Here is a 25,081-nt window from a genome sequence, read left to right as displayed (position 1 = left end):
TCCCTTCTGATGCTCGAAAAAGGATCGCACCTTGAAACAGTCTTATGAAACCGTGGCCGAGCGGCCGATGCAGGTGCGCGGCTGCCGCGTCTCCGAGCCTATTCGCCAGCCCTGGGGCGGCGCTTGCCGGATTGTCGAGTGGATCGATACGACGGGACAGATTTCCCGCCGGGTAGTGGCCGAAGATGTCACGGCCGCCGAAGTGCGCGCGACGATCAACCGTCACGTGGAAGGCCGCAAGCATTTCCTGTACGACGACGAACAAACGCCGCGCCAGGTTTTGCCGCGGCAGACGGCGGTGCGGCGCTGAGGTACGGGGCAGTGGGGCATTGGCCTGCACCGCCTGAATTCAAGTCGTAGCTTGGCCTTGGCTTAACCTTCGCCACGCTTCAATAGCGCTTAACCGTGATGACGACCATCGTACCCGGCATCGTTTCCTTTCTGGTCTTCGTTCATTGCCGCGCACGCTTGTGGATTGAACAACGGGTGCTGCGCGGCTTCAGCCGGGGTCAGTACCGGCGAGACGCAGCAGTCCAGCGATTCCAGCAGCAGGACCCATTCTTCCAGTGGGCGCTTGCCGATCAGCTCGGCTAACTCCTGCGTCAATGCGGCGGCATCCGGGCCGCCAATCGCCTGGCCGAGGCTCCAGTGGCGCGTCGCCCATTCGGGCCGGTCCAGCGCCATGCACAGCGTTTCCCAGAACTTCAGTTCCAGCGCGCCGACAGCGAGCCAGCGCTTATCGAGCGTCCGGTACAGGTTGTAGCAGGGCACGCCGCCGTTCAGCAGACCAGCGCCGGCGGCCGGCGCGGCGCCCTCGTTGGCGAGCGCCACTTGCGCGACGACGTTGTGAGCATGCGTGACATGCGTCATCGATACGTCGACGAAGCGGCCGTCCCCTCCGCGCGACACATGCCATAGCGCGGCGAGAATCTGCGTCACTGCACTCAATGCGCCGCCGAGCAGGTCGGCAATCTGGAAATTCGGCAGAATCGGCGCACCGTCGCGGCCCGCCAGTTGATCGAGCACGCCCGCGTAGCCGATGTAGTTCAGATCATGACCGGCATGGTCGACAAAGGGACCGCTCGCGCCGTAACCGCTGATCGCGCAGTAGACCAGCCCCGGATTGACCGCGCGCAGGGTTTCGTAGCCGATGCCGAGGCGCTCCATCACGCCGGGCCGGAAACTCTCGATCAGCACATCCGCTTCCGCAGCGAGTGCGCGCAATACATTGCGCCCCGCTTCCGATTTGAGGTCGAGGCGCGTCTCGCGCTTGCCGCGATTCACCAGGCGGTAAAACGCGCCGGGGCGGCCTGCCACGCGGTCTCCCGACGACTGCATCATCGTGCGGGTGGGGTCGCCCGCACCGGGCGCTTCGATCTTCAGCACGTCGGCGCCGAGTTCCGCAAGCCGCAAGGCGGCCACCGGACCGGGCAACAGGCGCGTCAGGTCCAGTACGCGCAGGCCTTGCAGCGGACCGGGCGCTGCCACGGATGACGGCGCAACTGACGGCGCGACTGACGCCTCGGATACAGATTCAGACGAAGACGCTGACGAGCTCACGGGTGACAAGGGCTACCTCCGATCGATGCCGGCGCGGTCCGGGAACAGCCTGCCGCTAGCCGATTTGTTCGAGTTCCTCGTGAGTCTCGAGCCAATCGGCTTCGAGCGTTTCGAGGCGCGCGTTCACATCTGCCTGACGGCGGATTGCCTCCGTCAGTTTGCTCTTCTGCTCGGGCTCATAACTGGCCGGATCGACGACGAACGCATCGAGGGTCGCCTTTTCCGCGTTGAGCACGTCCATTTCCTTTTCGATCTTCATGATGCGGCTTTGCAGCGGCTTTTTCAGATGCGCGAGCTTCTGGCGTGTTTCCGCTTCGAGGCGGCGTTGCTCCTTGCGATTGACGCCGCTGTCCGCGCTATCCGCATCGTTCGACGCCGTGCCCGCTTTCAGCGCCGCGCGTTGTTCCGCGGCATGCTGGAGCAGCCAGTCACGGTAGTCGTCGAGATCGCCGTCGAATTCCTGCAGACGGTGTTTGGCGACCAGCATGAATACGTCGGTGGTGGCGCGCAGCAGATGCCGGTCGTGCGACACCAGAATCAGTGTGCCCTCAAATTGTGCGAGCGCCATGGTCAGCGCGTGACGCGTTTCGAGATCCAGGTGGTTGGTCGGCTCGTCGAGCAGCAGCAGATTTGGCTTTTGCCAGATGATCAGCGCGAGTGCCAGACGTGCTTTTTCGCCGCCCGAGAAGGGCGCGATCTTCGCGGTCGCCATCTCGCCGGAAAAGTTGAAACTGCCGAGGAAGTCGCGCAATTCCTGTTCGCGCGTATCCGGTGCAAGACGCGCCAGATGCTGCAGCGGCGTGTCGTCCGGGCGCAGCGTTTCGAGCTGATGCTGCGCGAAGTAGCCGATGCGCAGACCCTTGCCTTCGCGCACATGGCCGCCAAGCGCCTCGAGCGTGCCGGCGAGCGTTTTGATCAGCGTCGACTTGCCCTGGCCGTTCGCGCCGAGCAGGCCGATGCGCTGACCATTCTGGATCGACAGCATCACGTGGTCGACGATTGGAATTTCGCCGTCTTCACCACGATAGCCGCAGCGCACGTCTTCCATCACCATCATCGGATTCGGTGCGGAATCGGGCGTCCGGAATTCGAACGTGAACGGCGAAGACGCATGCGCCGGTGCGATCAACTCCATCTTTTCGAGCGCTTTCACGCGGCTCTGCGCCTGGCGTGCCTTGGTGGCCTGCGCCTTGAAACGGTTGATGTAGCTCTGCAGATGCTCGACCGTGCGCTGTTGCTTCTCATACGCGCTCTGCTGCAGAGCGATCTGTTGCGCGCGCAGGATTTCGAACTGCGAATAGTTGCCGCCGTAACGCTTGATCTGCTGATGCTCCAGATGCAGCGTGACGTTGCAGACCGAATCGAGAAATTCGCGGTCGTGCGAGATCACGATCAGCGTGCCTGGATAACGGTGCAGCCAGTCTTCCAGCCAGACGATTGCGTCGAGATCCAGGTGGTTGGTCGGTTCGTCGAGCAGCAGCAGGTCGGAGCGGCACATCAGCGCCTGCGCCAGATTCAGCCGCATGCGCCAGCCGCCCGAGAAGCTGCTGACCGGCTCGCGCGTTTGTTCGAGCGTGAAGCCGAGGCCGAGCAGCAAAGCCTCGGCGCGGGCGGGCGCGGTGTAGCCGTCAGCGTCGGCGAACGCGGCGTGCGCTTCGCCTTCGGCGGCGCCGTCATGTGCGGCCGAGGCTTCGGCGATGCGTGCTTCGATGGTGCGCAAGGCGGCGTCGCCGTCGAGCGTATAGGCGAGGGCGGTTTTGTCGGCGGCGGGTGTTTCCTGCGCGACGTGGGCGATCTGCCAGTTTGGCGGCATGGCGAAATCGCCGCCGTCGGCGTGCAGTTCGCCGAGCAGCACGGCAAACAGCGTCGACTTGCCCGCGCCGTTCGCCCCCACCAGACCGGCCTTCTCGCCGGGGTTGAGGGTGAACGTGGTGTTTTCAAAGAGCGGCTTGGTGCCGCGCGCGAGGCTGAACTGGTTAAAGCGGATCACGAAGAGGCCGGCTGGAGAAAAACGCTATTTTAGACTGCCGGGGCTGACACCGGGCGCTCAACCGGGATCGGCCATTCGGCCGACTGTACCGGTGAAGCTTTTGGCATAGACTGACGACTTTCACGGGGGAGAGCATATGACATCGATTTATTCGTTTTCTGCACGTACGCTCGGCGGCGAGGAAGTGAGCCTCGAGCGCTACCAGGGCAAGGTCTTGCTGATCGTCAATACGGCAAGCGAATGCGGATTCACGCCGCAGTACGCGGGTCTGCAAAAGGTTTTTGACACTTACGCGGCGCGCGGACTCGCGGTGCTCGGTTTTCCGTGCAACCAGTTTGGCAAGCAGGAGCCGGGTGACGCCACGCAGATCGGCAGTTTCTGCGAAAAGAACTACGGCGTGACCTTTCCGATGTTCGACAAGATCGATGTGAACGGCGCCAACGCGCATCCGCTGTTCCGCTATCTGACGGGCGAGGCGCCGGGCTTGCTGGGACTCGAAGCGATCAAATGGAACTTCACCAAGTTCCTGATCGGCCGCGACGGCAATGTGGTGAAGCGCTACGCGCCGCTGACCAAGCCCGAGGCGGTTGTCGAAGACATTGAAAAACAGTTGTAACACGCGGCGCAGCCGGAGGTTCGCCACGAGCTGAGAGCTGGAGCTGGAGGCCGCGCACGAGCGAGCGCTCAAACCCGAGTTGATGCCGGGCCGGTCTCGGTGGCGCAGCAGCAGGGGGCGCTACAGGATCGGCGAGAACAACCGCGCCACGTGCATCAAAACGCGCCGCAGCGCGCTCGCGTTGCGGTACTCGGTGCGGTCGATTTCGAGCGACTCCGCGAAGTCTTTGAGCAGCATCGCTTCGACATCCCTGGCGAAGCCGCGGTCCACGGTCAGCACCATGATTTCGAAGTTCAACCGGAACGAGCGGTTGTCGAGATTGGCGCTGCCGATGGCCGCCGCCGCGCTGTCGATCAGCACGACCTTCTGATGCAAGAAGCCCGGCTGGTAGCGGAAGATGCGGATGCCCGCGCGCAGTGAGTCGTACGCATACAGTTTCGAGGCTGCGAACACCACGCGGTGATCGCGCCGGCACGGAATCAGAATCCGCACATCCACGCCGCGTAGCACGGCCAGTCGCAACGCGGCGAATACAGCTTCGTCGGGTATCAGATAAGGCGTGGTGATCCAGATCCGCTCGCGTGCCGCATTGATCGCTTCGACGAAGAAGAGCGAGCAGGTCTCCTGCTTGTCGGCCGGACCGCTTGGCACGACGAGGCAGTGCATGCCCTGGTCGTCTGGCTGGAAGGCGGGCATCTCGAACGCAGGCAGTTGCTGGGTCGCCCAGTGCCAGTCCTCAGTGAACACGAACTGGATGCTGGCGACCGCTGGGCCGCGCACTTCGATATGCGTATCGCGCCACGGCGACAGCGGCGGTTTGCCACCGAGATATTCGACGCCGACGTTGTGTCCGCCGACAAACGCGCGCTCGCCGTCCACCGAGACGATCTTGCGGTGATTGCGGAAGTTCAATTGCAAGCGGTTGACGAAGCGGCGATTGGTGGCGAACGGGTGCGTCTCCACGCCGGCCGCGCGCAGCGTCGCCACGTAGCGGTGGGGTAGATCGAAACTACCGATGCTGTCGTACAGGAAGTAGACGCGCACGCCCTGCTGCGCTTTCGCGATCAGCGCGTCTTTGAGCATCTCGCCGAGCGCGTCGTCGCGCACGATGAAGAACTGCACGATTACGTATTTGCGTGCGCCTTCGATCGCTTCGAAAATCGCCTCGAAAGTCGCGGCTCCGTTCACCAGTGTGCGTACGGAATTGCCCGGCAGGAACGGCATGCCACCCAGGCGCGTAAGCGAATGCACAAGTCTCGCGCCAAGTTCCTGGGTAGGCAGCCCTGCCGAGGAGGCCCGCGTGTCCCATTCCTGAGGATGGGCGCGTGTGCGCAGCAATTCGTTTTCGATGCGACGAGCGTCTGCATAACCCTGGAATTTGCTGCGACCGAGGAACAGGTACGGCACCAGCGTCAGATAGGGCATGGCGACCAGCGATACGGCCCATGCGATCGCGCCTTGCGACGTGCGGGTGTTCAGAATCGCGTGGCACGCTGCCACCACGCCGAGAATATGGGCGAGGGCGACCAGCGGGCCGATATGAAGCAGGTCGAATTCCATAGGCGGACGAAGGGTTGGCAATGTGCTGTCAGCGGCTGCCTGACAGCACAGCGGAAAGCCGACCGCGCCTATCTTACCGAACGTACGTGCGTTGAGGGGCGTGACGGTCCAGCTTCTTCGTGGATTCCGCGAATGCGGGGCGGGGGAGAGACGCACGGTACTGGCGTGTGCGGCGAGGCGGCGCGACACGCGCGGCAGGCAATGAACGTCCGCCGCGCGTGTCGCGCGATAAAGCGATCCAGCGATAAAAAGTCAGACCGGCAGATCCGCGGCCTGAATCAGGAACACGTTGTCATCGCCGGCGCTCGTCGACAGCCAGACCAGATCGAGGCCGCCGAATGCCGCTTCGACATTCGCGCGTTCGTTGCCGATCTCGACCACCAGCACGCCGTCTGCGGTCAGCCAGTTGCGCGCTTCGGCGATGATCCGGCGCACGATATCCATGCCGTCCGCGCCGCCTGCCAAAGCCATGTCCGGCTCGTGCTTGTATTCGGCGGGCAGTTCCTGCATCGAGGTGGCGTTCACATACGGTGGATTGCTGATAATCACGTCGTAGCGGCGCTCGGCGAGCGGCGCGTACAGATCGCCTTCGAAGAGGGCGACGCGGTCGTCGAGTTTGTAGTCCGTGACGTTGCGCGTGGCGACCTCCAGAGCAGGTGCGGAGAGATCGACGGCATCGATATCCGCGTTCGGGAAGGCGTGCGCGGCTAGGATCGCGAGGCAGCCGGAGCCGGTGCACAGTTCGAGCACGGCGCTGACCTGCTCGGGATCTTCCACGTACGGTTGCAGACCGTCCTGCAGCAATTCGCCGATGAACGAACGCGGCACGATCACGCGTTCATCCACGTAGAAGCGGAAGCCGTGCATCCACGCTTCCTGCGTGATGTACGCCGCCGGCACGCGCTGGCCGGCGCGGCGCTCGATCACGTTCAGCACGGCGTCGATTTCAGCGGCGGAGAGGCGTGCGTCGAGAAACGGGTCCAGCAGATCGAGCGGCAAATGCAGCGTGTGCAATATCAGATAAGCGGCTTCGTCGTAGGCGTTGGCCGAGCCGTGGCCGAACGACAGCTCGGCCTGGTTGAAGCGCGACACCGCGAAACGCAGCAGGTCGCGGACAGTGGAAAACGGGAGCGTCATCGCAGTAATTCCTTGGTCAGGCGATCAGTTGTTCGAGCACGCGGCGATACACGTTTTTCAGCGGCTCGATGTGTGCGACTTCGATATGTTCGTCGATCTTGTGGATGCTGGCGTTCAGCGGGCCGAATTCGATCACCTGCTCGCAGATGCGGGCGATGAAGCGGCCGTCCGAGGTGCCGCCGGTGGTCGACAGTTCGGTCGTGACGCCGGTTTCGTCCTTGATCGCTTTAGCGAGCGCATTCGACAGATCGCCGCGCGGCGTGAGGAACGGCAGGCCGCTCACGGTCCATTGCAGGTCGTATTCAAGATTGTGCTTGTCGAGGATCGCATGGACGCGTGCCTGCAGGCCTTCCACCGTGCTTGCCGTCGAGAAGCGGAAATTGAACATCACGTCCGCATGGCCAGGAATCACGTTGGTCGCGCCGGTGCCGCTATGGATGTTCGAAACCTGCCAGGTGGTCGGCGGGAAGTACTCGTTGCCGTCGTCCCAGCGTTCGGCGACCAGCTCGGCCAAGGCGGGCGCGAGCAGATGCACCGGATTTTTCGCCAGATGCGGATAGGCGATATGGCCTTGCACGCCCTTGACGATCAGCTTGCCCGACATTGAACCGCGCCGGCCATTTTTCACCATGTCGCCGAGTTGAGCGCTCGACGTCGGTTCGCCGACGATGCAGTAGTCCATGCGCTCGCCGCGCGCCTGCAGGGCTTCGACGACCTTGACGGTGCCGTCGGTAGCGGGGCCTTCTTCGTCGCTCGTAATCAGGAAGGCGATCGAGCCGCGATGGGCGGCGTGGGCCGCGACGAACTCCTCGCTGGCCACCACGAAGCCGGCGATCGACGCCTTCATGTCCGCTGCGCCGCGGCCATAGAGCTTGCCGTCACGATGGGTCGGCTCGAACGGCGCCGAGTGCCATTGTTCGAGCGGGCCAGTCGGCACGACGTCCGTGTGGCCGGCGAACGCGAGCAGCTTGCCGCGCGTGCCGTCGACGCCGCGTTTGACGGCCCACAGATTGGTCACACCGTTCGATTCGATCGTCTCGTGCTCGAAGCCGAGCGCGGACAGGCGTTCGATCAGCAGACGCTGGCAATGCTGGTCGTCGGGCGTCACGGAGGCGCGCGCGATCAGTTGTTCGGTAAGGGCGAGGGTGCCGGACATGGATTCAGTACAAGCCACTTTGAAATGAAAAAATGCCGGCTGGCGGTTGGACACCGCAGCCGGCAACAGCTTTTAAGCAACGCGGCGAGGCCGCGTTTTACTTCTTGTTGCGTTCGATCTTGCACTGATGCGAGTCTTTGATCGTGACGTTCGAACCGTTGTAGCCGGTCCCACGCCTCAGATCTTGCGCATCAGATCACGCAAACAGCGCCGCGTATTCGTCCGCGGAGAAGCCGAGCGATTTGACCTTTCCATTGACCACCAGCACCGGCCGCTTGATCACCGACGGCTTGTGGATCATCAACGCGATCGCGCCCGACTGCGTGTCCGCCGCCGCTTTCATGTCGTCGGACAGTCCGCGCCAGGTTGTGCCCCGACGATTGAGCAACGCGTCGAGCTTCACATCCTTCAGCCAGTCCTGCACGAGCGGCTCGGTCACGCCGTGTTTCTTGAAGTCGTGGAATTCGAACTCGACGTCATGCTCTTCGAGCCACACACGGGCCTTCTTCACGGTGTCGCAGTTCGGGATGCCGTAGACGACGGTCTTGGTGCCGCGTGCCATCAGTCGCCTCGCAGCAGCTCATTCAGGCCGACCTTCGCACGCGTCTTGGCGTCGACCTTCTTGACGATCACGGCGCAGTACAGGCTGTGCGAGCCGTCCTTCGACGGCAGGTTGCCCGCCACCACCACCGAGCCCGCCGGAATGCGGCCGTACGTGACTTCACCGGTTTCGCGGTCATAAATCTTGGTGCTTTGGCCGAGGTACACGCCCATCGAGATTACCGAGTTTTCTTCGACGATCACGCCTTCCACCACTTCCGAACGCGCGCCGATGAAGCAGTTGTCTTCGATGATGACCGGGTTCGCCTGCAGCGGCTCCAGCACGCCGCCAATGCCCACGCCACCCGACAGGTGGACGTTCTTGCCGATCTGCGCGCACGAGCCGACAGTCGCCCACGTGTCGACCATCGTGCCTTCGTCCACATAGGCGCCGATGTTGGTGTACGACGGCATCAGGACGACGTTCTTCGCGATGAACGAGCCGCGGCGTGCGATGGCGGGCGGCACCACGCGGAAGCCGCCTGCAGCAAAGTCTTCAGCCGTGTAGTTGGCGAACTTCGAGGGCACCTTGTCGTAGAACTGCGAGTAGCCGCCCGCCGCTTGCACCACGTTGTCTTCCAGGCGGAACGACAGCAGCACGGCTTTCTTCAGCCATTGATTGACGACCCAGTCGCCGTCCTTCTTTTCGGCGACGCGCAGCGCGCCCTTGTCCAGTTGCTCGATGGCGTGGGCGACGGCTTCGCGCACGTCGGCCGGAGCGGCTTTCGGCGACAGTTCGGCGCGGTTTTCCCAGGCGGTATCAATGATCTGCTGAAGTTGTTGCGACATATGCGTGCTTTTCTGAAGAGTTGAAGTCTGAAGAAGGGAATGCGGTGCGCGGGGTTGCTGAATTCGAAAAATTCGCGAAAAACTCAGCCCGCGAGCGCGCGGCAAAAATCGACGATCCGTTGTGCGCCTTGCGTGCATTCGTCGACATCGGCGACGAGCGCCATGCGCACAAAATTGCGGCCGGGGTTCGCGCCGTGCGCAGTACGCGCGAGGAACGAGCCCGGCAGAACCGTCACATTATAGTCGGCGTAGAGGCGCTGGGCGAACTCGGTGTCCGACAGGCCGGTGCGCGAGACGTCTGCCCACAGGTAGAACGCAGCGTCCGGCAGGCGTACGTCGAGCACCTCGGCGAGCATCGGCGTCACGGTGGAAAACTTCTGCACGTACTTCGCGCGGTTCTCGCGCACGTGCGTTTCGTCATTCCAGGCCGCGATGCTGGCATTCTGGAACACCGTCGACAAGGCCGCACCGTGGTATGTCCGGTATAGCAGGAAAGCTTTCAGGATCGCCGCGTCGCCCGCCACGAAGCCCGAGCGCATGCCCGGCACGTTCGAGCGCTTGGACAGGCTCGACAGCATCACGAGACGCTCGAAGCCGCGGCCGAGCTTGTGGGCCGCTTCCAGACCGCCGAGCGGCGGATTGGCTTCGTCGAAGTAGATTTCCGAGTAGCACTCGTCCGAGGCGATCACGAAGCCGTAGCGGTCCGACAGCGCGAACAGTTCGCGCCAGTCGTCGAGCGTGAGCACCGCGCCGGTGGGATTGCCCGGCGAGCACACGTACAGCAGCTGCGTGCGCGCCCAGATGTCGGCCGGGACCGCCGAATAGTCGCAGGCGAAGTTGCGCGCCGGGTCGCTATTGACGAAGTACGGCTGCGCGCCGGCCAGAATCGCCGCGCCTTCGTAGATTTGGTAGAACGGGTTCGGACAGAGTACGATCGCAGGTTCGCCGTCGGCAGTAAGCTTGGGGTCGATTACCGTTTGTGCGAGCGCAAAAAGCGCCTCGCGCGAGCCCGACACGGGCAGCACCTGGGTGGCCGGATCGACCGGCGGCAGGTTATAGCGCTGCGTGACCCACTTCGCAATCGATTCACGCAGCGGCTGCGAGCCGATGGTCGCAGGATAGGCTGACAAGCCGCCGAGCGAAGCAATTACCGCGTCGCGAATCAGCGAGGGCGTGGGATGTTTTGGCTCGCCGATGCCGAAGCTGATGTGCGCGAGGCCGGCCGGCGGCGTGACGTCCTTGAAAAGCGCGCGCAGCTTTTCGAACGGATAGGGCTGAAGGGAGTCGAGTAGCGGGTTCACTGGGCGGATCGAGCCTGATCGAAGATGGGCGCAGAGGAATGCTGGGCACGCATGCTGACCGTAAAACGCGTGAAACACGCGAAAAGGGCGGCAGCGGCGGCGAGCGAATGATTATAGCGTGGCGGCGCGGGCGGGAAATTCATGGCGGCATTGCCGTGTGCCAGCCAAAACGCATGCAACAGAGAGAAGCCGGACGGTAGTCATCTTGGATGACTCAGGGCCGCAATGGCCCGAACGCAAGCTTTGTGGCCCGCAGAAGGTATCTGGGAGCACATTGCGGCGGCGCCTGGCGTGTAAGACGCGGCGCAACCCGCCAGGCAGCGCAGGCATTGCGACGCAGCGGGAACGACGCGAACTGCCGGCGGTTCGCGCAAAAAAGAAGCAGGAGCAGCAATGGTCGTAGCAGCAACGGAGACATCCGGACGATTCGGACGATTCGGACGAAGCGGGCGCGAGGACGCCGCCGTCCGTAACCTCAGCAACCCCACCCGCAAGCGCAGCCACTGCAGCGGGAGCACCGCACCATGACCAACTGGATCCGCAACGGCTTGCCGACGGGTTGGCCCACCCTGGCGATCATGCTGGGCGCCTCGGTGTGGGGGATGATCTGGTACCCGCTGCGCATGCTGAATGCGCTCGGCGTGACCGGTACGGCAGCGAGCGCGCTCACGAGCGGCGCGGGTTGCCTGTTCGTCCTGCTGGTGCGCTATCGCGCGCTCAGGACCGTGCGCTGGCACTGGCTGCTGCCGGCCTTGGCGCTGGCCGCGGGCATTACCAATCTCGGCTTCGTGTGGGGCTCGATCCACGGCGAGGTGATGCGCGTGCTGTTGCTGTTCTATCTCACCCCCGCCTGGACCGCGCTCTTTGCGCACTTCATTCTGCACGAACGGCTGACCTGGGCGGGCGCGGGCCTCGCCGCGCTGTCGCTGGCCGGTGCGATGACGATGCTGTGGTCGCCGCAACTGGGCATGCCGGTGCCCGGCAACCTCGCCGAATGGGCAGGACTTGCGGGCGGCATGGGCTTTGCAATGAGCAACGTGCTGATTCTCAAGACGAGCCGCGTGCTGCCCGAGATGAAACCCGAAATGCGCACGGCGACGATCTTCGGCGGTGCCGCGATTTTCAGCGCCTTTGCGTCACTGTTCGAGGCGATGCCCGCACCGCCCACCGGCGCGCATCTCGGCACGGCCGCATTACTAGTGCTCGGCCTCGGTTTTCTGCTCGCATCGAACAATATGCTCGTGCAGTATGGACTCGCGCGGGTGCCGGCCAATCGGGCCTCGATCATCATGCTGTTCGAGATCGTGGTCACGGCCCTGTCCGCGTGGCTCTTTGCTGGCGAGACGCCGGGCCCGCGCGAATGGGCCGGCGGCGCGTGCATCGTGCTGGCGTCGGCACTGTCCAGTTGGGTGCATCGGACCAAGGTTTTGCCGCCTGATCCGGCCAATCAGGATGTGGGGCTCGACGCCGACGGTGACGCAGACCGTAAGGACGCTAAGAACCGCTCACGCGCGATGGTATGATTGCCCCTCATTAGCCGGCGCACGCTTCACCGCGTGCGATTGGCGCCCGTATCGCGGGGTTGCGCGGGTCGTGTCGCTGCATCGGCGAACGGCTGGCGCGGCCTTCACGAGCCACCTTTTATTTTCCCTTTTCAAACAGCGAAATCGCCGTGCGTCTGACCTCGATCAAACTCGCTGGCTTCAAGTCATTCGTCGATCCCACGCATTTCCAGGTACCGGGCCAGCTCGTCGGCGTGGTCGGGCCGAATGGGTGCGGCAAGTCCAACATCATCGACGCCGTGCGCTGGGTGCTTGGCGAATCGCGCGCTTCCGAGCTGCGCGGCGAGTCGATGCAGGACGTGATCTTCAATGGCTCGACCGCGCGCAAGCCGGGTAGCCGCGCCAGCGTCGAACTCGTGTTCGACAACGCCGACGGCCGTGCCGCCGGGCAGTGGGGGCAGTATGCCGAAATCGCCGTCAAGCGCGTGCTGACGCGCGACGGCACCTCGAGCTACTACATCAACAACTTGCCGGCGCGCCGTCGCGACATTCAGGACATTTTCCTTGGCACCGGCCTCGGGCCGCGTGCGTACGCGATCATCGGGCAGGGCATGATCGCGCGCCTGATCGAAGCGAAACCGGAAGAGCTGCGCGTGTTCCTCGAAGAGGCCGCGGGCGTGTCGAAGTACAAGGAACGCCGCCGCGAAACTGAGAACCGCCTGCACGACACGCGCGAGAATCTGATTCGCGTCGAAGATATCGTCCGCGAACTCAGCGCGAACCTCGAGAAGCTCGAGGCGCAGGCGATCGTCGCGACCAAATACAAGGATTTGCAGGCCGACGGCGAAGAGAAGCAGCGTTTGTTGTGGCTGTTGCGCAAGAACGAAGCCGGCGGTGAGCAGGAACGCCAGCAACGCGCGATCGAACAGGCGCAGATCGACCTCGAAGCGCAAACCGCGAAGCTGCGCGAAGTCGAAGCGCAACTCGAAACGCTGCGCGTCGCGCATTACTCCGCCAGCGACGCGATGCAGGGTGCGCAAGGCGCGTTGTACGAGGCGAATGCCGAAGTCAGCCGCCTCGAGGCCGAGATCAAGTTCATCGTCGAATCGCGCAACCGCGTGCAGGCGCAGATCGCCGCGTTGACCGCGCAGCGTGAACAGTGGCAGTCGCAAGCCCAAAAAGCACAAGACGATCTCGAAGACGCTGAAGAACAGCTGGCCGTCGCCGAAGAAAAAGCCGCGCTGGCCGAAGACGAAGCCGCCGGCAAGCATGACGCGATGCCGGCGCTCGAAGCCCGCTGGCGGGATGCGCAGACCGAACTGAACGCCGAGCGCGGCGGTATCGCGCAGACCGAACAGGCGCTCAAGCTCGAAGCGGCGCATCAGCGCAATGCCGACCAGCAGCTGCAGCAATTGCAGCAGCGTCACGAGCGGCTCAAGTCGGAAGCGGGCGGTCTGGACGCCCCTGACGAAGCGCAGCTCGAAGACTTGCGCATGCAGCTCGCCGAGAACGAAGAAATCCTGCATGACGCGCAAACGCGCCTCGCCGACGCTCAGGAAACCCTGCCGCGTCTGGACGGTGAACGCCGCAGCGCGCAGGAACGCGTGCAGTCCGAAAGCGCGCAGATCCACCAGCTCGACGCACGCCTCGCCGCGCTCAAGCAACTGCAGGAAAACGTCCAGACCGAGGGCAAGATCCAGCCGTGGCTCGAAAAGCACGAACTGAACGGCTTGCCGCGTCTGTGGAAGAAGCTGCACGTCGAAGCCGGTTGGGAAGCCGCGCTCGAAGCGGTGCTGCGTGAGCGGCTCGCCGCGCTGGAAGTGTCGAACCTCGACTGGGTCAAGGCGTTCGCCACCGACGCGCCGCCTGCCAAGCTCGCGTTCTACGCACCGCCGGCAGCCGGTCAGGCTGTCGCTACGCCGCCGGCTTTGCGTCCGCTGCTGTCGCTGGTTCGTATCGACGATGCAGGTATTCGCGCCGTGCTGAACGACTGGCTTGGCCTCGCCTTCGTCGCTGACGATCTGCAACAGGCACTGGCCATGCGCGCGCAATTGCCGGACGGCGGTTCGTTCGTCGTCAAGGCTGGCCACGTCGTGACGCGTGTCGGTGTCCAGCTGTATGCCGCCGATTCCGAACAGGCCGGCATGCTGGCCCGTCAGCAGGAAATCGAAAACCTGGGCCGTCAGGTGCGTGCGCAAGCCTTGCTCGCCGATGAGGCGAAGGCTGCTGCGATCCGTGCCGAAGCCGCGCACACGCAAGCCGCCCAAGCTTTGACCGATGTCCGTCAACAGTCGGAGCGTGCGACGCAACGCGTGCACGCCTTGCAGATGGACGTGCTCAAGCTCGCACAAGCGCATGAGCGCTACACGCAACGCAGCACGCAAATCCGCGAAGAGCTCGAAGAAATCACCGCGCAGATCGAAGAGCAGCGCGCATTGCGCAGCGAATCGGAAGCGAACTTCGAGCGTCACGACTCCGAACTCGCCGAATTGCAGGCGCGTTTCGAAGATCACCAACTGGCCTTCGAAGCGCTCGACGAAGCGCTCACCGCTGCGCGCGCCCAATCGCGCGATCTCGATCGGGCCGCCACCGACGCGCGCTTCGCCGCGCGCAACATGGCGAACCGCATCGACGAATTGAAGCGCAGCATCCAGGTCTCGCACGAGCAGAGCGAGCGCGTGGCCGCGTCGCTGGAAGATGCGCGCGCCGAGCTGGAAACGATCAACGAGCAAACCGCGCATACCGGTTTGCAGGACGCGCTCGATATTCGTGCGGTCAAGGAAGAAGCGCTGCACGCTGCGCGCCTCGAACTGGACGATCTGACGGCCAAGCTGCGTGCCGCCGACGAAACCCGCCTGACCGCCGAGCGTGCGCTGCAACCGCTGCGTGACCGCATCAACGAATTGCAGTTGAAGGAACAGGCCGCGCGCCTGAACGGCGAGCAGTTCATCGAGCAACTCGCGGCAGCCGGCGTCGATGAAGCCGAGTTGCAGGCCAAGCTCACGCCGGACATGAAGCCGTCCTACTTGCAAGGCGAAGTCACGCGGATCAACAACGCGATCACGGCGCTCGGCCCCGTCAACATGGCCGCGCTCGACGAACTGAAGGCAGCGACCGAGCGCAAAACGTTCCTCGATGCGCAATCGGCCGACCTGAACAACGCAATCGAAACGCTGGAAGACGCGATCCGCAAGATCGACGGCGAGACGCGCACGCTGCTGCAAGGCACCTTCGACGAAGTGAACCGTCATTTCGGCGAACTGTTCCCGCGTCTCTTTGGCGGTGGCCAGGCCAAGCTGATCATGACCGGCGACGAGATTCTCGACGCCGGCGTGCAGGTGATGGCGCAACCGCCAGGCAAGAAGAATTCGACGATTCACCTGCTGTCGGGCGGCGAGAAGGCATTGACGGCCACGGCGCTGGTGTTCGCGATGTTCCAGCTGAATCCCGCGCCGTTCTGTCTGCTCGACGAAGTGGACGCGCCGCTCGACGACGCCAACACGGAACGCTTTGCGAACCTCGTGCGCGCGATGTCGGACAAGACACAGTTCCTGTTCATTTCGCACAACAAGATCGCGATGGAAATGGCGCAGCAACTGATTGGCGTGACCATGCAGGAGCAGGGTGTGTCCCGGATCGTTGCGGTCGACATGGAAACGGCTGCTGGTTTCGCCCAGAATATCGTTTGAGTTTAGTTTTGAGTTGACCATCGCGGGCGCCCGCGTTCAGCGCAGCGGCCATCGGCCGCGCGACACGTGGGGCGGGCGCATAGCCGCGCAGACAGAAGAATTGCTGATGGAGCATGCATGGACGAGTTGACACTCGGTTTGATCGGCGCGGGTGCCGTGGTGGTCGGGGGCGTGGTTGTGTACAACGCATGGCAAGGCGCGAAGGTGCGCCGCAAGATGCCGCGCCCGATGCCGGCCGATACCGCCGAAAGTTTCGCGCGGGACGATCAGGAGGAGCAGAGCCCGTTTATCGAACCGGCCCGGCCGACCACGCGGCGCGAGCCGGTAGTGGGTTCCGACACGGCGGCGGAAACGGCAGCGGCGCGCGTCGAGCCGACTTTTGGCTCAACCGCCGCACCGCTCGATACGCCGGCCGATATCCAGGCCGAGACGACTACACCGAACGGCTATCCGGAAGCGGAGGGCATTGCCGAAGCCGAAGGCGGCCATGCTGCGCAAGCCGACGAACCGGTCGAGCCGATCCTGCCTGCTGCCACGACGATTTCGTCGGCGCCGCCGGCCATCGTCGACCGCCGCATCGACTGTATTGTGCCGATTCGTCTGAACGGCCCGGTGGCCGGCGACAAGGTGATTCCGCTCGCGCAGCGTCTGCGCCGCGCCGGCAGCAAGCCGGTGCATATCGAGGGCAAGCTCGAAAGCGGCGCGTGGGAATTGCTGCAAAACGGCGCGCGCTATGAAGAGCTGCGCGCGGCCGCGCAATTGGCCAATCGCAGTGGCGCGCTCAATGAACTGGAATTCTCGGAGTTCGTGACCGGCGTGCAGCAGTTTGCCGATGCGCTCGACGCGTCGCCGGAATTCCCCGATATGATGGAAACGGTCGCGATGGCGCGCGAGCTCGACGGGTTCGCCGCGCAGTGCGATGCGCAACTGTCGATCAACGTGCTGTCCGACGGAGCGCCGTGGTCGGCCAACTATGTCCAGGCCGTCGCGTCGCAGGACGGCTTGCTGCTCTCGCGCGACGGCACGCGCTTCGTCAAGCTCGACGCGAAGCAGAGCCCGGTGTTCATGCTGCAATTCGGCGACACCAATTTCCTGCGCGACGACCTGACTTACAAGGGCGGCCAGATGATCACGCTGGTGCTCGACGTGCCGGTCGCGGACGAAGACATCCTGCCGTTCCGCCTGATGTGCGATTACGCGAAATCGCTTGCCGAGCGTATTGGCGGACGGGTGGTCGACGACGGGCGCCGCCCGCTGCCGGAAACCGCGCTGCTGGCAATCGAAAAACAGTTGATGACGCTCTATGCGAAGCTCGAACAGGCGGGCATTCCGGCGGGTTCGCCGGCCACCCGGCGTTTGTTCAGCCAGTAACGGCTCTGATTTTGCATGCAGGACTCGACGGCCGCACGATGTGCGGCCGTTGTTGTTTGGGGCAGTACGTCACGTGATGCTGCAGGCGCGGCTTGGCGTGATGCGCATGTCGCGTCCGAGGCTGGGCTTCCCCAGCGGTGTTTGCCTGGCGTTTCGCGCGACGGTTTCATCGGCCGTTTCGCGGCAACGACGAACGCACGAAACTGGCCGTTCGGCCGATGTAAAGGGGCACGCTTTCCTGCGATAATCCAATGTCTGAATTTCACTGAAGAACCTTCCGACAGCATGGCCCGAACTCCCGCCTCAAACCCTGCAACCAGCGCTCCGGCAGAGCGGGCCGCGTGGCTGCGCGCGGAACTCGAACGCGCCAACTACGCGTACTACGTACTCGATCAGCCGGACTTGCCGGATGCGGAGTACGACAAACTCTTCAAGGAACTGGAGCGAATCGAGACTGAACATCCGGACCTGGTTGTGCCGGACTCGCCCACCCAGCGCGTGGGTGGCGAGGCGTCAAGCGGCTTCGAAACGGTCGTGCACGATCAGCCCATGCTGTCGCTGAACAACGGCTTCGCCGATGAAGATATCGCCGCGTTCGACAAACGCGTCGGCGATGCGCTCGGCAAGAATACGAGCGAACCGCCGGTACCGGTCGAATACGCGGCTGAGTTGAAGTTTGACGGCCTCGCTATCTCCCTGCGCTATGTCGACGGCATATTCGTCCAGGCGTCCACGCGCGGCGACGGCGCCACCGGCGAGAACGTCACCGAAAACGTCCGCACGATCCGTTCCATTCCGCTCAAACTCAAGGGCAAACGCGTGCCGCATGTGCTCGACGTACGCGGCGAAGTGCTCATGTTCAAGCGCGATTTTGAACGTCTGAACGAGCGCCAGCGGGCCGCTGAGCAGAAGGAGTTCGCCAATCCGCGCAACGCCGCCGCGGGCAGTCTGCGGCAGCTCGATTCGAAGATCACCGCGCAGCGGCCGCTGTCGTTCTTCGCTTATGGAATCGGTGTGCTCGAGGGCATCGAGATGCCGGCCACGCATAGCGAATTGCTCGACTGGTACAAGGAACTCGGCTTGCCGGTGAATGGCGAGCGGGCGGTGGTGCAGGGCGCCGAAGGATTGCTGGGGTTCTTCCACGCGGTAGGCGAGAAGCGCGACACGCTGCCTTACGATATCGACGGTGTCGTCTACAAGGTCAATCGGCGCGATGAGCAGGACGCGCTCGGCTTTGTCTCGCGCGCGCCGCGTTTCGCTCTGGCGCACAAATTTCCGGCGCAGGAAGCGCTAACCAGACTCGTCGCGATCGACGTACAGGTTGGCCGCACCGGCGCGATCACGCCGGTTGCGCGGCTGGAACCGGTGTTCGTCGGCGGCGCGACGGTGACGAACGCGACGTTGCACAATGAAGACGAAGTGCGCCGCAAAGATATCCGGATCGGCGACACGGTCATCGTGCGGCGCGCCGGCGACGTGATTCCCGAAGTGGTGAGCGCGCTGCTCGACCGCCGCCCGGACGACGCCCGCGAATTCGTCATGCCTACGCATTGCCCGGTGTGCGGCTCGAGCATTGAACGGCTGCCGGACGAGGCGATTGCGCGTTGCACGGGTGGCCTGTTCTGCCCGGCGCAGCGCAAGCAGGCGCTGTGGCACTTCGCGCAGCGGCGGGCGCTGGATATCGACGGACTCGGCGAAAAGATTATCGATCAACTCGTGGAGCAGAATCTGGTGCGCACGCCGGCCGACCTGTTCAACGTTGGCTTTGCGACGCTTGCTGAACTCGATCGTTTCGCCGAAAAGTCCGCGCAGAATCTGCTCGACTCACTCGAAAAAGCCAAGCACACCACGCTGGCACGCTTCATTTACGCGCTCGGCATCCGGCATGTGGGCGAATCGACGGCGAAAGATCTTGCCAAACACTTCGGCTCGCTGAATCCGATCATGGATGCCTCGGTCGAAGAATTGCTGGAAGTGAACGACGTGGGTCCCGTGGTGGCCGAGTCGATTCATCAGTTTTTTGCGGAGGAGCACAATCGCACGGTGATCGAGCAACTGCGCGCGCCGGGTAAGGTTACATGGCCGGAGGGACCGCCCGCGCCAAAGGCGCCGCAAGGGGTGCTAGCCGGCAAGACGGTCGTATTGACCGGCACCTTGCCGACGCTCGCCCGCGAAGAGGCGAAAGAAATGCTCGAAGCGGCCGGCGCGAAAGTGGCCGGCTCGGTGTCGAAGAAGACAGACTACGTGGTGGCGGGGGCCGAAGCGGGCAGCAAGTTGGCGAAGGCCGAGGAACTCGGCATCCCCGTACTCGACGAAGATGGTATGCGTAAGCTCCTGGAGGGGCAGTCATGATCCGTGAAATTCTCAAGATGGGCGATCCACGTCTTCTGCTGATTGCCGATCCGGTCGATCATTTCGACACGCCCGAACTGCATGCGCTCGTCAAAGACATGTTCGAGACCATGCACGACGCGGACGGCGCGGGGCTCGCCGCGCCGCAGATCGGCGTTAATCTGCAGGTGGTGATCTTCGGCTTCGGCCACAACGAACGCTATCCGGATGCGCCGCCGGTGCCGGAGACGGTGCTGATCAACCCGACCATCACGCCGGTGTCGCTGGATATGGAAGAGGGCTGGGAAGGCTGCCTGTCCGTGCCTGGCCTGCGAGGCGCGGTGAGCCGCTTTTCGATGATCAAGTATCACGGCTTCGATCAATACGGCAAGCCGATCGACCGCGTTGCCGAGGGCTTTCACGCGCGCGTCGTGCAACATGAGTGCGACCACCTGATCGGTAAGCTGTACCCGATGCGGATCAACGATTTCGCGAAATTCGGCTTCACGGAAGTCCTGTTTCCGGATATGGACCCGAATCGCGACGATTGACGCCGCATCGTGGCCAGCGGCGGACGCATTGTCGCGTGCGCCGCCAGCATAAAAAAACCCACGTTTTCACGTGGGTTTTTTGTTGGGCGAGTGTCACGGTGCGGGCACCGTTAGTCTTTCGCTGTTGAGCGTCAAACCCCCGGCATCAAAACGACTCGTCCGCCGAGAGATAGCGCCATTGGCCCGGCGGCAGTGCACCCAGCATGACCTGGCCCATCCGCACGCGCTTCAGGCCGATCACTTCGAGGCCGACCAGCTCGCACATCCGGCGGATCTGACGCTTCTTGCCTTCGCGCAACACGAAACGCAGCTGCTCGCCGTTTTGCCAGTTGACCTGTGCGGGCTTCAGCGGCACGTCGTCGAGCGAGAGGCCGTGGCACAAGAGCGCGAGGCTTTCCGGCGGGAAGTGGCTTTCGACATCGGTTGTGTGCTCGCCGAACGACACGCGCACCAGATACTCCTTGTCGATCTCCGAATGGCCGCCAATCAGCTGCTTGGCAATGCGGCCGTCCTGCGTCAGAACCAGCAAGCCTGTCGAATCGATGTCCAGGCGCCCGGCCGGCGCCAGCTGGCGCAGATGCGAGACCGAGAAGCGAATGTCAGAACTGTCGCCTTCCCAGCGATTTTCCGGCGTGACCAGCGTGATGGCCGGTTGATAGCCGTCTTCCGCCTGGCCCGATACAAGGCCTACCGGCTTGTGGATCAGGACCGTCACCTGGCTTGCTTGCGCGGCTTCGGCGGCCGGATCGATCTCGATGCGCTGGTCCGGACGAACCTTGGTGCCGAGCGTGTCGATCCGCTCGCCGTCGACCAGCACCCAGCCTTTTTCGATCCACTCGTCGGCTTCGCGGCGTGAGCACAGGCCGAGTTCCGACATCAGCTTGGACAGGCGCAGGGTGCCTGGCGCGTCTTCGTAATCGCGGCGCGGCGTGCGCGGGGCGGCATCGGCGTCGCGTTCGGTTCTGGCGGCAGGCGCCGGGCCGCGCGGCTTGTCGGCACGGGCGGGGCGGTTGTCATCGCCAAAGCGACGGCCGGCGGCCGGCAGCGCCTTGTCGAAGCTGCGAGCAGGGCGTTCGCTTCGGTCACTACGTTCGCCGGCACGCGGCGGACGATCGCCGAATTCACGCTTGGCCGGTGCCCGGTCGCCGCGGTCGTCGCGCGGTGCGCGTGCCGGACGATCCGTTCGATCACCGTAGCCGCTTTTGACGGGCTTCGCGAAAGTGCGCTCGCCACGCTCGCCTTCAAAACGACGCGGCGCGCTGTCGCTGCGCGGCCCGCGTTCGCCGCCACGGCGCTCCTGCGGGGCGCCACGGTCACTGCCGAAGCGGGGGCGATCCGAAGCGTCGCGCGCCGGACGCTCGCCGCGCGGTCCGCCTTCCGACGGACGGCCTGCGCCCGGGCGCGGACCGCTGAACGAGCGGCGTTCGCTGTCGTCTCGGCGCGGTGCGCGGTCGCTGCGGTCCGCGCTTCCTTCGAACCGGCGGGGTGCGCCCTGGCTGCGTTCGCCGCGATCCGCGCCGCCTTCAAAGCGACGGGGAGCACGATCGCCGCCGCCTTCAAATCGACGCGGCGCGCCCTGACTGCGTTCACCGTCAGCGCGACGTGGAGCGCGCTCGCTACGGTCGGCGCCACCTTCAAACCTGCGCGGCGCACGCTCACCATCGTCCCGACGCGGAGCACGGTCGCCGCCGCCCTCAAACCGGCGCGGCGCGCCTTGAGTACGTTCGCCGTCAGCGCGACGCGGAGCGCGTTCGCTACGATCGCCGCCACCTTCAAACTTACGGGGCGCGCGAGCGCCCTCGTCCCGACGCGGAGCACGGTCGCCGCCGCCCTCGAAGCGGCGCGGCGCGCCTTGGCTACGTTCACCGTCAGCACGGCGCGGAGCACGTTCGCTACGATCCGCCCCACCTTCAAACCGGCGCGGAGCGCGCTCACTGTCGTCCCGACGCGGAGCGCGATCGCCGCCGCCCTCGAAGCGGCGCGGCGCACCGCCGGCCCCTTCACGCCGCGGCGGCCGATCCGACGGTGCCCGGCGCGCAGCGCCGGCACCACCCGCATCCCGCTCGCGGGAAAACGATCCTTCAGCGCGTGGGGCACGCGCACCGGCGCCCGCCGGCTTACCCGCACCGGCCGGCCGCTTGCCGCCACCCGCCGCTGCGCCAGCGCCTTCACCCCGTGCCCCGCTAAAACCCGCCGTCGGTGCAGACGGCTTCGGCCCAGCCGGGCGCGTCGGCTTACGCGCCGAGGTGCTTCCGGTACGGACAGGGGCGCGTTCGGACGAAGCCGGCCGCGGGTGCTTGGCTGTTAATTTGAGTCGCATGAAATCTCACACTGCAATCGCGCGCAGCAGTTCGGTCTCGACCTGAATTTGCAGGCGGTTGTCCGACAGACCGTGCCCATCCAGCAGGAACACGTCTTCGACGCGTTCGCCGAGCGTATTGATCCGCGCCGACGCGACGCCGACCCGGTGCTCGGCCAGCACGCGCGCGATCGAATAAAGAAGGCCTGGCCGGTCGTTCGCAGACACGGACAGGATGTAATATTGGCCGCGCTCGTCGGCCCGAAGATCGACGCGCGGCGTAACAGGGAAGGTCCGCGACAGCCGTGACAAACGGCCTTTCGACGGTCCCGGAAGCAGGGTGCCGTCACCGGTGAGGCGTGCGGTCAGTTCCTGTTCGACCAGATTGGCAATATCGCGATAATGCACGTCTTCTTCGGTATGCGCGACGAGGAAATTATCGAGCGCGTACCCGTGACGGGTCGTGCTGACCCGCGCATCGAGCACCGACAAGCCATTGCGGTCGAAATACGCACAAATGCCGGCGAACAGATCGGGCTGATCCTTCACGTACACCAGCACTTGAAGCGCTTCGCCGATCGGCGACGGACGCGCCCGCACGATCGGCGTCGTGGTCTCGACGTGCCGATACAGCACGCGGGTCTGCCACGCGATGTCCGCCGCGTCGTGGCGCAGGAAGTAGCCGATATCCAGCTTGTCCCACAGCGCTTTTTGGGCGCCCTCCGGCACGGTTTCAAGGCGCAGTAGCGCGAGCGCCTCTTCCTGGCGCGATTTCAGTTCCGAATGCGCGTCAGGCCGTGCGCCGCCGAGCACCGCCAGGGTCGCGCGGTAAAGGTCCTCGAGCAGCTTGCCCTTCCACGTGTTCCATACTTTCGGGCTGGTGCCGCGAATGTCGGCCACGGTCAGCAGGTAGAGCGCCGTGAGCCGGCGCTCGTTGCCGACCAGTTCGGCAAACCGCTTGATGACTTCCGGGTCGCTGGTGTCCTGTTTCTGCGCGACCTGGCTCATGGTCAGATGCTGCTGGACCAGCCAGACGACCAGTTCGCCGTCCTCGCTTTCGATGCCGTGGCTGCGGCAGAAGCGCCGCGCGTCGGCCATGCCGAGCGTGGAATGGTCACCGCCGCGGCCCTTGGCGATGTCGTGAAACAGGGCAGCCACGTACAGCACCCACGGCCGGTCGAAATTGGCGATCAACTGGCTGCAGAACGGATATTCGTGCGCATGCTCGGCTACAGCAAAGCGGCGCAGATTACGCAAAACCATGAGGATGTGCTGATCGACCGTGTAGACGTGATACAGGTCGTGCTGCATCTGCCCGACGATGCGCCGGAAGTTCAGCAGATAGCGCCCGAGCACGCTGGTCTGGTTCATCAGGCGCAGTGCGTGCGTGATACCGGCCGGCTGCTTCAGGATGTCCATGAACAGGCGCCGGTTTTCCGGATCGCGCCGCCAATGCTGATCCATCACGTCGCGGGCGTTGTAGATTGCGCGCAGCGTGCGCGCCGACAAACCTTTCACGCCCGGCGTCTGTTCGTAGAGCAGGAAAGCTTCGAGGATCGCATTGGGCTCGCGCTGGAATACGTCGTCGCTGGCGATCTCCAGCATGCCCTGCTTCTCGACGAAACGATCCGACAGCACGCGCGTGATGCCGCTCGTGTTGGGGAACAGTTGCGCTTCAATGTTCTGGATCAGGATCGTGGCGAGCTGCGTGACAGCCTTGGCGGACCAGTAATAGCGGCGCATCAGCTGTTCGCTGGCGCGCTTGGTGGCCGTTGGCTTGTAGCCGAAGCTTTCGGCTACCGGTGTTTGCAGGTCGAACACCAGAATGTCCTGGCGGCGGCCGGCGATCACATGCAGCCGTGCACGCAGCGTTTTCAGGAAGCCTTCGTTGCGGCGCAGTTCGCGCGCTTCGCGCTCGGTGATGAGGCCGCGTGCTTCGAGCTCGCGCCAGCTGCTGCCGAAACCGGCCGCCTGTGTAATCCACAGAATCAGTTGCAGATCGCGCAAGCCGCCCGGGCTTTCCTTGATGTTCGGTTCAAGCGAATACGGCGTGTCCTGAAACTTGGCGTGCCGCTGACGCATTTCCAGCACTTTGGCCTGGAAGAACGCGCGGGGGTCGAGCGTTTCGCGGTAGCGCTTCGCAAAGTCGTCGAACAGCAGGGCGCTGCCCGTAATGCGCCGCGATTCGAGCAGCGAAGTGCGCACGGTGACGTCGTTCGCGGCTTCTTCGACGCATTGCGCCACGCTGCGCACGCTGCTGCCGAGTTCGAGCCCCAAATCCCACGCCAGGCTGATAAAGCGCTCGATGCGCGCTTCAAGATGCTCGATCGGCGCGTCGGGCAGCAGGACCAGAATGTCGATGTCGGAGTGCGGCGCGAGTTCGCCCCGCCCGTATCCGCCGACAGCGAGCAGCGCCAGTTCGGGCGGCAGCTCGCAGGTGTTCCAGGCGGCGCGCAGCGACTCGTCCGTGGCGCGCGCCAGCGCGGCCATCAGCGAGTCGACGTTGGAGGCGGTCTTGAAGCGTTCCAGCAACTGGGCTTTGGCCACCTTGTAGTCCGCCTTGAGCGACGTGGCATGAGATTGGGCGACGGCTGGAACACTACTCATTGGCAGGCGGGGCAGGTGAGGG

At 64.2% G+C, this 25,081-nt stretch carries 17 protein-coding genes; 7 read left to right on the top strand and 10 right to left on the bottom strand.

Features of this window, described 5'->3' with window-relative positions; all coding sequences use genetic code 11:
* The first annotated feature begins 31 nt into the window (after positions 1-31).
* Entirely contained in the window at positions 32-310 is a 279-nt protein-coding gene (locus KHO31_RS01290; protein WP_074283080.1) for a DUF2866 domain-containing protein, read from the top strand.
* 89 nt (positions 311-399) lie between these two features.
* Here KHO31_RS01290 and KHO31_RS01285 read toward each other — a convergent pair whose 3' ends face one another.
* Positions 400-1,470 carry a CaiB/BaiF CoA transferase family protein gene (locus KHO31_RS01285; protein WP_201073424.1) on the bottom strand — a complete coding sequence of 357 codons (1,071 nt, stop codon included), beginning with the start codon at positions 1,468-1,470 and terminating at the stop codon, positions 400-402.
* A 145-nt stretch (positions 1,471-1,615) separates the two neighbouring features.
* A complete protein-coding gene (locus KHO31_RS01280) occupies positions 1,616-3,550 on the bottom strand; it encodes an ATP-binding cassette domain-containing protein (protein WP_201085100.1) in 1,935 nt (644 codons plus the stop codon).
* A 136-nt stretch (positions 3,551-3,686) separates the two neighbouring features.
* Between KHO31_RS01280 and KHO31_RS01275 the strand changes: the two genes are divergently transcribed.
* Positions 3,687-4,166 (top strand): glutathione peroxidase, encoded by a 480-nt coding sequence (locus tag KHO31_RS01275; RefSeq protein ID WP_211622548.1) that lies wholly within the window; start codon positions 3,687-3,689, stop codon positions 4,164-4,166.
* Positions 4,167-4,286: 120 nt separating this feature from the next.
* On the opposite strand, the gene cls is transcribed toward KHO31_RS01275, so the two are convergent.
* The 6 genes from cls to dapC form a co-directional block, all read right to left on the bottom strand.
* On the bottom strand, positions 4,287-5,726 hold the full coding sequence (cls, locus tag KHO31_RS01270) for a cardiolipin synthase (RefSeq protein ID WP_211622547.1): 1,440 nt from the start codon (positions 5,724-5,726) through the stop codon (positions 4,287-4,289).
* Positions 5,727-5,978: 252 nt separating this feature from the next.
* The gene (gene prmB, locus KHO31_RS01265) at positions 5,979-6,863 is read right to left on the bottom strand and encodes a 50S ribosomal protein L3 N(5)-glutamine methyltransferase (RefSeq protein WP_201073243.1); all 885 of its coding nucleotides are present in this window, start codon (positions 6,861-6,863) and stop codon (positions 5,979-5,981) included.
* Between the two features lie 16 nt (positions 6,864-6,879).
* Complete coding sequence (gene dapE, locus KHO31_RS01260; RefSeq protein ID WP_201073242.1) at positions 6,880-8,019, bottom strand: succinyl-diaminopimelate desuccinylase; 1,140 nt, start codon at positions 8,017-8,019, stop codon at positions 6,880-6,882.
* Between the two features lie 196 nt (positions 8,020-8,215).
* Positions 8,216-8,581: an ArsC family reductase gene (locus tag KHO31_RS01255; protein ID WP_074283086.1), complete on the bottom strand. Its 366-nt coding sequence runs from the start codon at positions 8,579-8,581 to the stop codon at positions 8,216-8,218.
* Entirely contained in the window at positions 8,581-9,408 is an 828-nt protein-coding gene (gene dapD / locus KHO31_RS01250) for a 2,3,4,5-tetrahydropyridine-2,6-dicarboxylate N-succinyltransferase (protein ID WP_201073241.1), read from the bottom strand. The genes KHO31_RS01255 and dapD overlap by 1 nt, the downstream gene beginning before the upstream one ends.
* An 83-nt stretch (positions 9,409-9,491) precedes the next feature.
* Positions 9,492-10,709, bottom strand: a complete 1,218-nt coding sequence (gene dapC, locus KHO31_RS01245) for a succinyldiaminopimelate transaminase (protein ID WP_201073240.1) — start codon at positions 10,707-10,709, stop codon at positions 9,492-9,494.
* Positions 10,710-11,233: 524 nt separating this feature from the next.
* Between dapC and KHO31_RS01240 the strand changes: the two genes are divergently transcribed.
* The 5 genes from KHO31_RS01240 (at position 11,234) to def (ending at position 20,153) form a co-directional block, all read left to right on the top strand.
* Positions 11,234-12,232, top strand: coding sequence for a DMT family transporter (locus tag KHO31_RS01240; protein WP_201073239.1), 999 nt, complete (start codon positions 11,234-11,236; stop codon positions 12,230-12,232).
* 149 nt (positions 12,233-12,381) lie between these two features.
* The gene (smc, locus tag KHO31_RS01235; RefSeq protein WP_211622546.1) at positions 12,382-15,900 is read left to right on the top strand and encodes a chromosome segregation protein SMC; all 3,519 of its coding nucleotides are present in this window, start codon (positions 12,382-12,384) and stop codon (positions 15,898-15,900) included.
* Between the two features lie 117 nt (positions 15,901-16,017).
* Positions 16,018-17,271 (top strand): cell division protein ZipA C-terminal FtsZ-binding domain-containing protein, encoded by a 1,254-nt coding sequence (locus KHO31_RS01230; protein ID WP_201073237.1) that lies wholly within the window; start codon positions 16,018-16,020, stop codon positions 17,269-17,271.
* 285 nt (positions 17,272-17,556) lie between these two features.
* Complete coding sequence (ligA, locus tag KHO31_RS01225) at positions 17,557-19,623, top strand: NAD-dependent DNA ligase LigA (protein ID WP_211622545.1); 2,067 nt, start codon at positions 17,557-17,559, stop codon at positions 19,621-19,623.
* A complete protein-coding gene (def, locus tag KHO31_RS01220) occupies positions 19,620-20,153 on the top strand; it encodes a peptide deformylase (protein WP_201073233.1) in 534 nt (177 codons plus the stop codon). The genes ligA and def overlap by 4 nt, the downstream gene beginning before the upstream one ends.
* A gap of 145 nt (positions 20,154-20,298) precedes the next feature.
* On the opposite strand, the gene KHO31_RS01215 is transcribed toward def, so the two are convergent.
* The gene (locus tag KHO31_RS01215; RefSeq protein ID WP_201073232.1) at positions 20,299-22,473 is read right to left on the bottom strand and encodes a pseudouridine synthase; all 2,175 of its coding nucleotides are present in this window, start codon (positions 22,471-22,473) and stop codon (positions 20,299-20,301) included.
* A 6-nt stretch (positions 22,474-22,479) separates the two neighbouring features.
* Positions 22,480-25,059, bottom strand: a complete 2,580-nt coding sequence (locus tag KHO31_RS01210) for a [protein-PII] uridylyltransferase (RefSeq protein WP_211622544.1) — start codon at positions 25,057-25,059, stop codon at positions 22,480-22,482.
* Positions 25,060-25,081: the final 22 nt, after the last annotated feature.

The organism is Paraburkholderia domus (genome assembly GCF_905220705.1).
Lineage (GTDB): Bacteria > Pseudomonadota > Gammaproteobacteria > Burkholderiales > Burkholderiaceae > Paraburkholderia > Paraburkholderia domus.
This window is presented reverse-complemented; position numbering and strand designations above follow the sequence as displayed.

Excerpts from the sequence above, each read along its gene's own strand:
- KHO31_RS01240 (WP_201073239.1), top strand. The coding sequence starts at position 11,234 with ATGACCAACTGGATCCGCAACGGCTTGCCGACGGGTTGGCCCACCCTG.
- dapD (WP_201073241.1), bottom strand. The coding sequence starts at position 9,408 with ATGTCGCAACAACTTCAGCAGATCATTGATACCGCCTGGGAAAACCGC.
- cls (WP_211622547.1), bottom strand. The coding sequence starts at position 5,726 with ATGGAATTCGACCTGCTTCATATCGGCCCGCTGGTCGCCCTCGCCCAT.
- KHO31_RS01230 (WP_201073237.1), top strand. The coding sequence starts at position 16,018 with ATGGACGAGTTGACACTCGGTTTGATCGGCGCGGGTGCCGTGGTGGTC.
- ligA (WP_211622545.1), top strand. The coding sequence starts at position 17,557 with ATGGCCCGAACTCCCGCCTCAAACCCTGCAACCAGCGCTCCGGCAGAG.
- KHO31_RS01255 (WP_074283086.1), bottom strand. The coding sequence starts at position 8,581 with ATGGCACGCGGCACCAAGACCGTCGTCTACGGCATCCCGAACTGCGAC.
- KHO31_RS01210 (WP_211622544.1), bottom strand. The coding sequence starts at position 25,059 with ATGAGTAGTGTTCCAGCCGTCGCCCAATCTCATGCCACGTCGCTCAAG.
- dapE (WP_201073242.1), bottom strand. The coding sequence starts at position 8,019 with ATGTCCGGCACCCTCGCCCTTACCGAACAACTGATCGCGCGCGCCTCC.
- def (WP_201073233.1), top strand. The coding sequence starts at position 19,620 with ATGATCCGTGAAATTCTCAAGATGGGCGATCCACGTCTTCTGCTGATT.
- KHO31_RS01215 (WP_201073232.1), bottom strand. The coding sequence starts at position 22,473 with ATGCGACTCAAATTAACAGCCAAGCACCCGCGGCCGGCTTCGTCCGAA.
- prmB (WP_201073243.1), bottom strand. The coding sequence starts at position 6,863 with ATGACGCTCCCGTTTTCCACTGTCCGCGACCTGCTGCGTTTCGCGGTG.
- KHO31_RS01275 (WP_211622548.1), top strand. The coding sequence starts at position 3,687 with ATGACATCGATTTATTCGTTTTCTGCACGTACGCTCGGCGGCGAGGAA.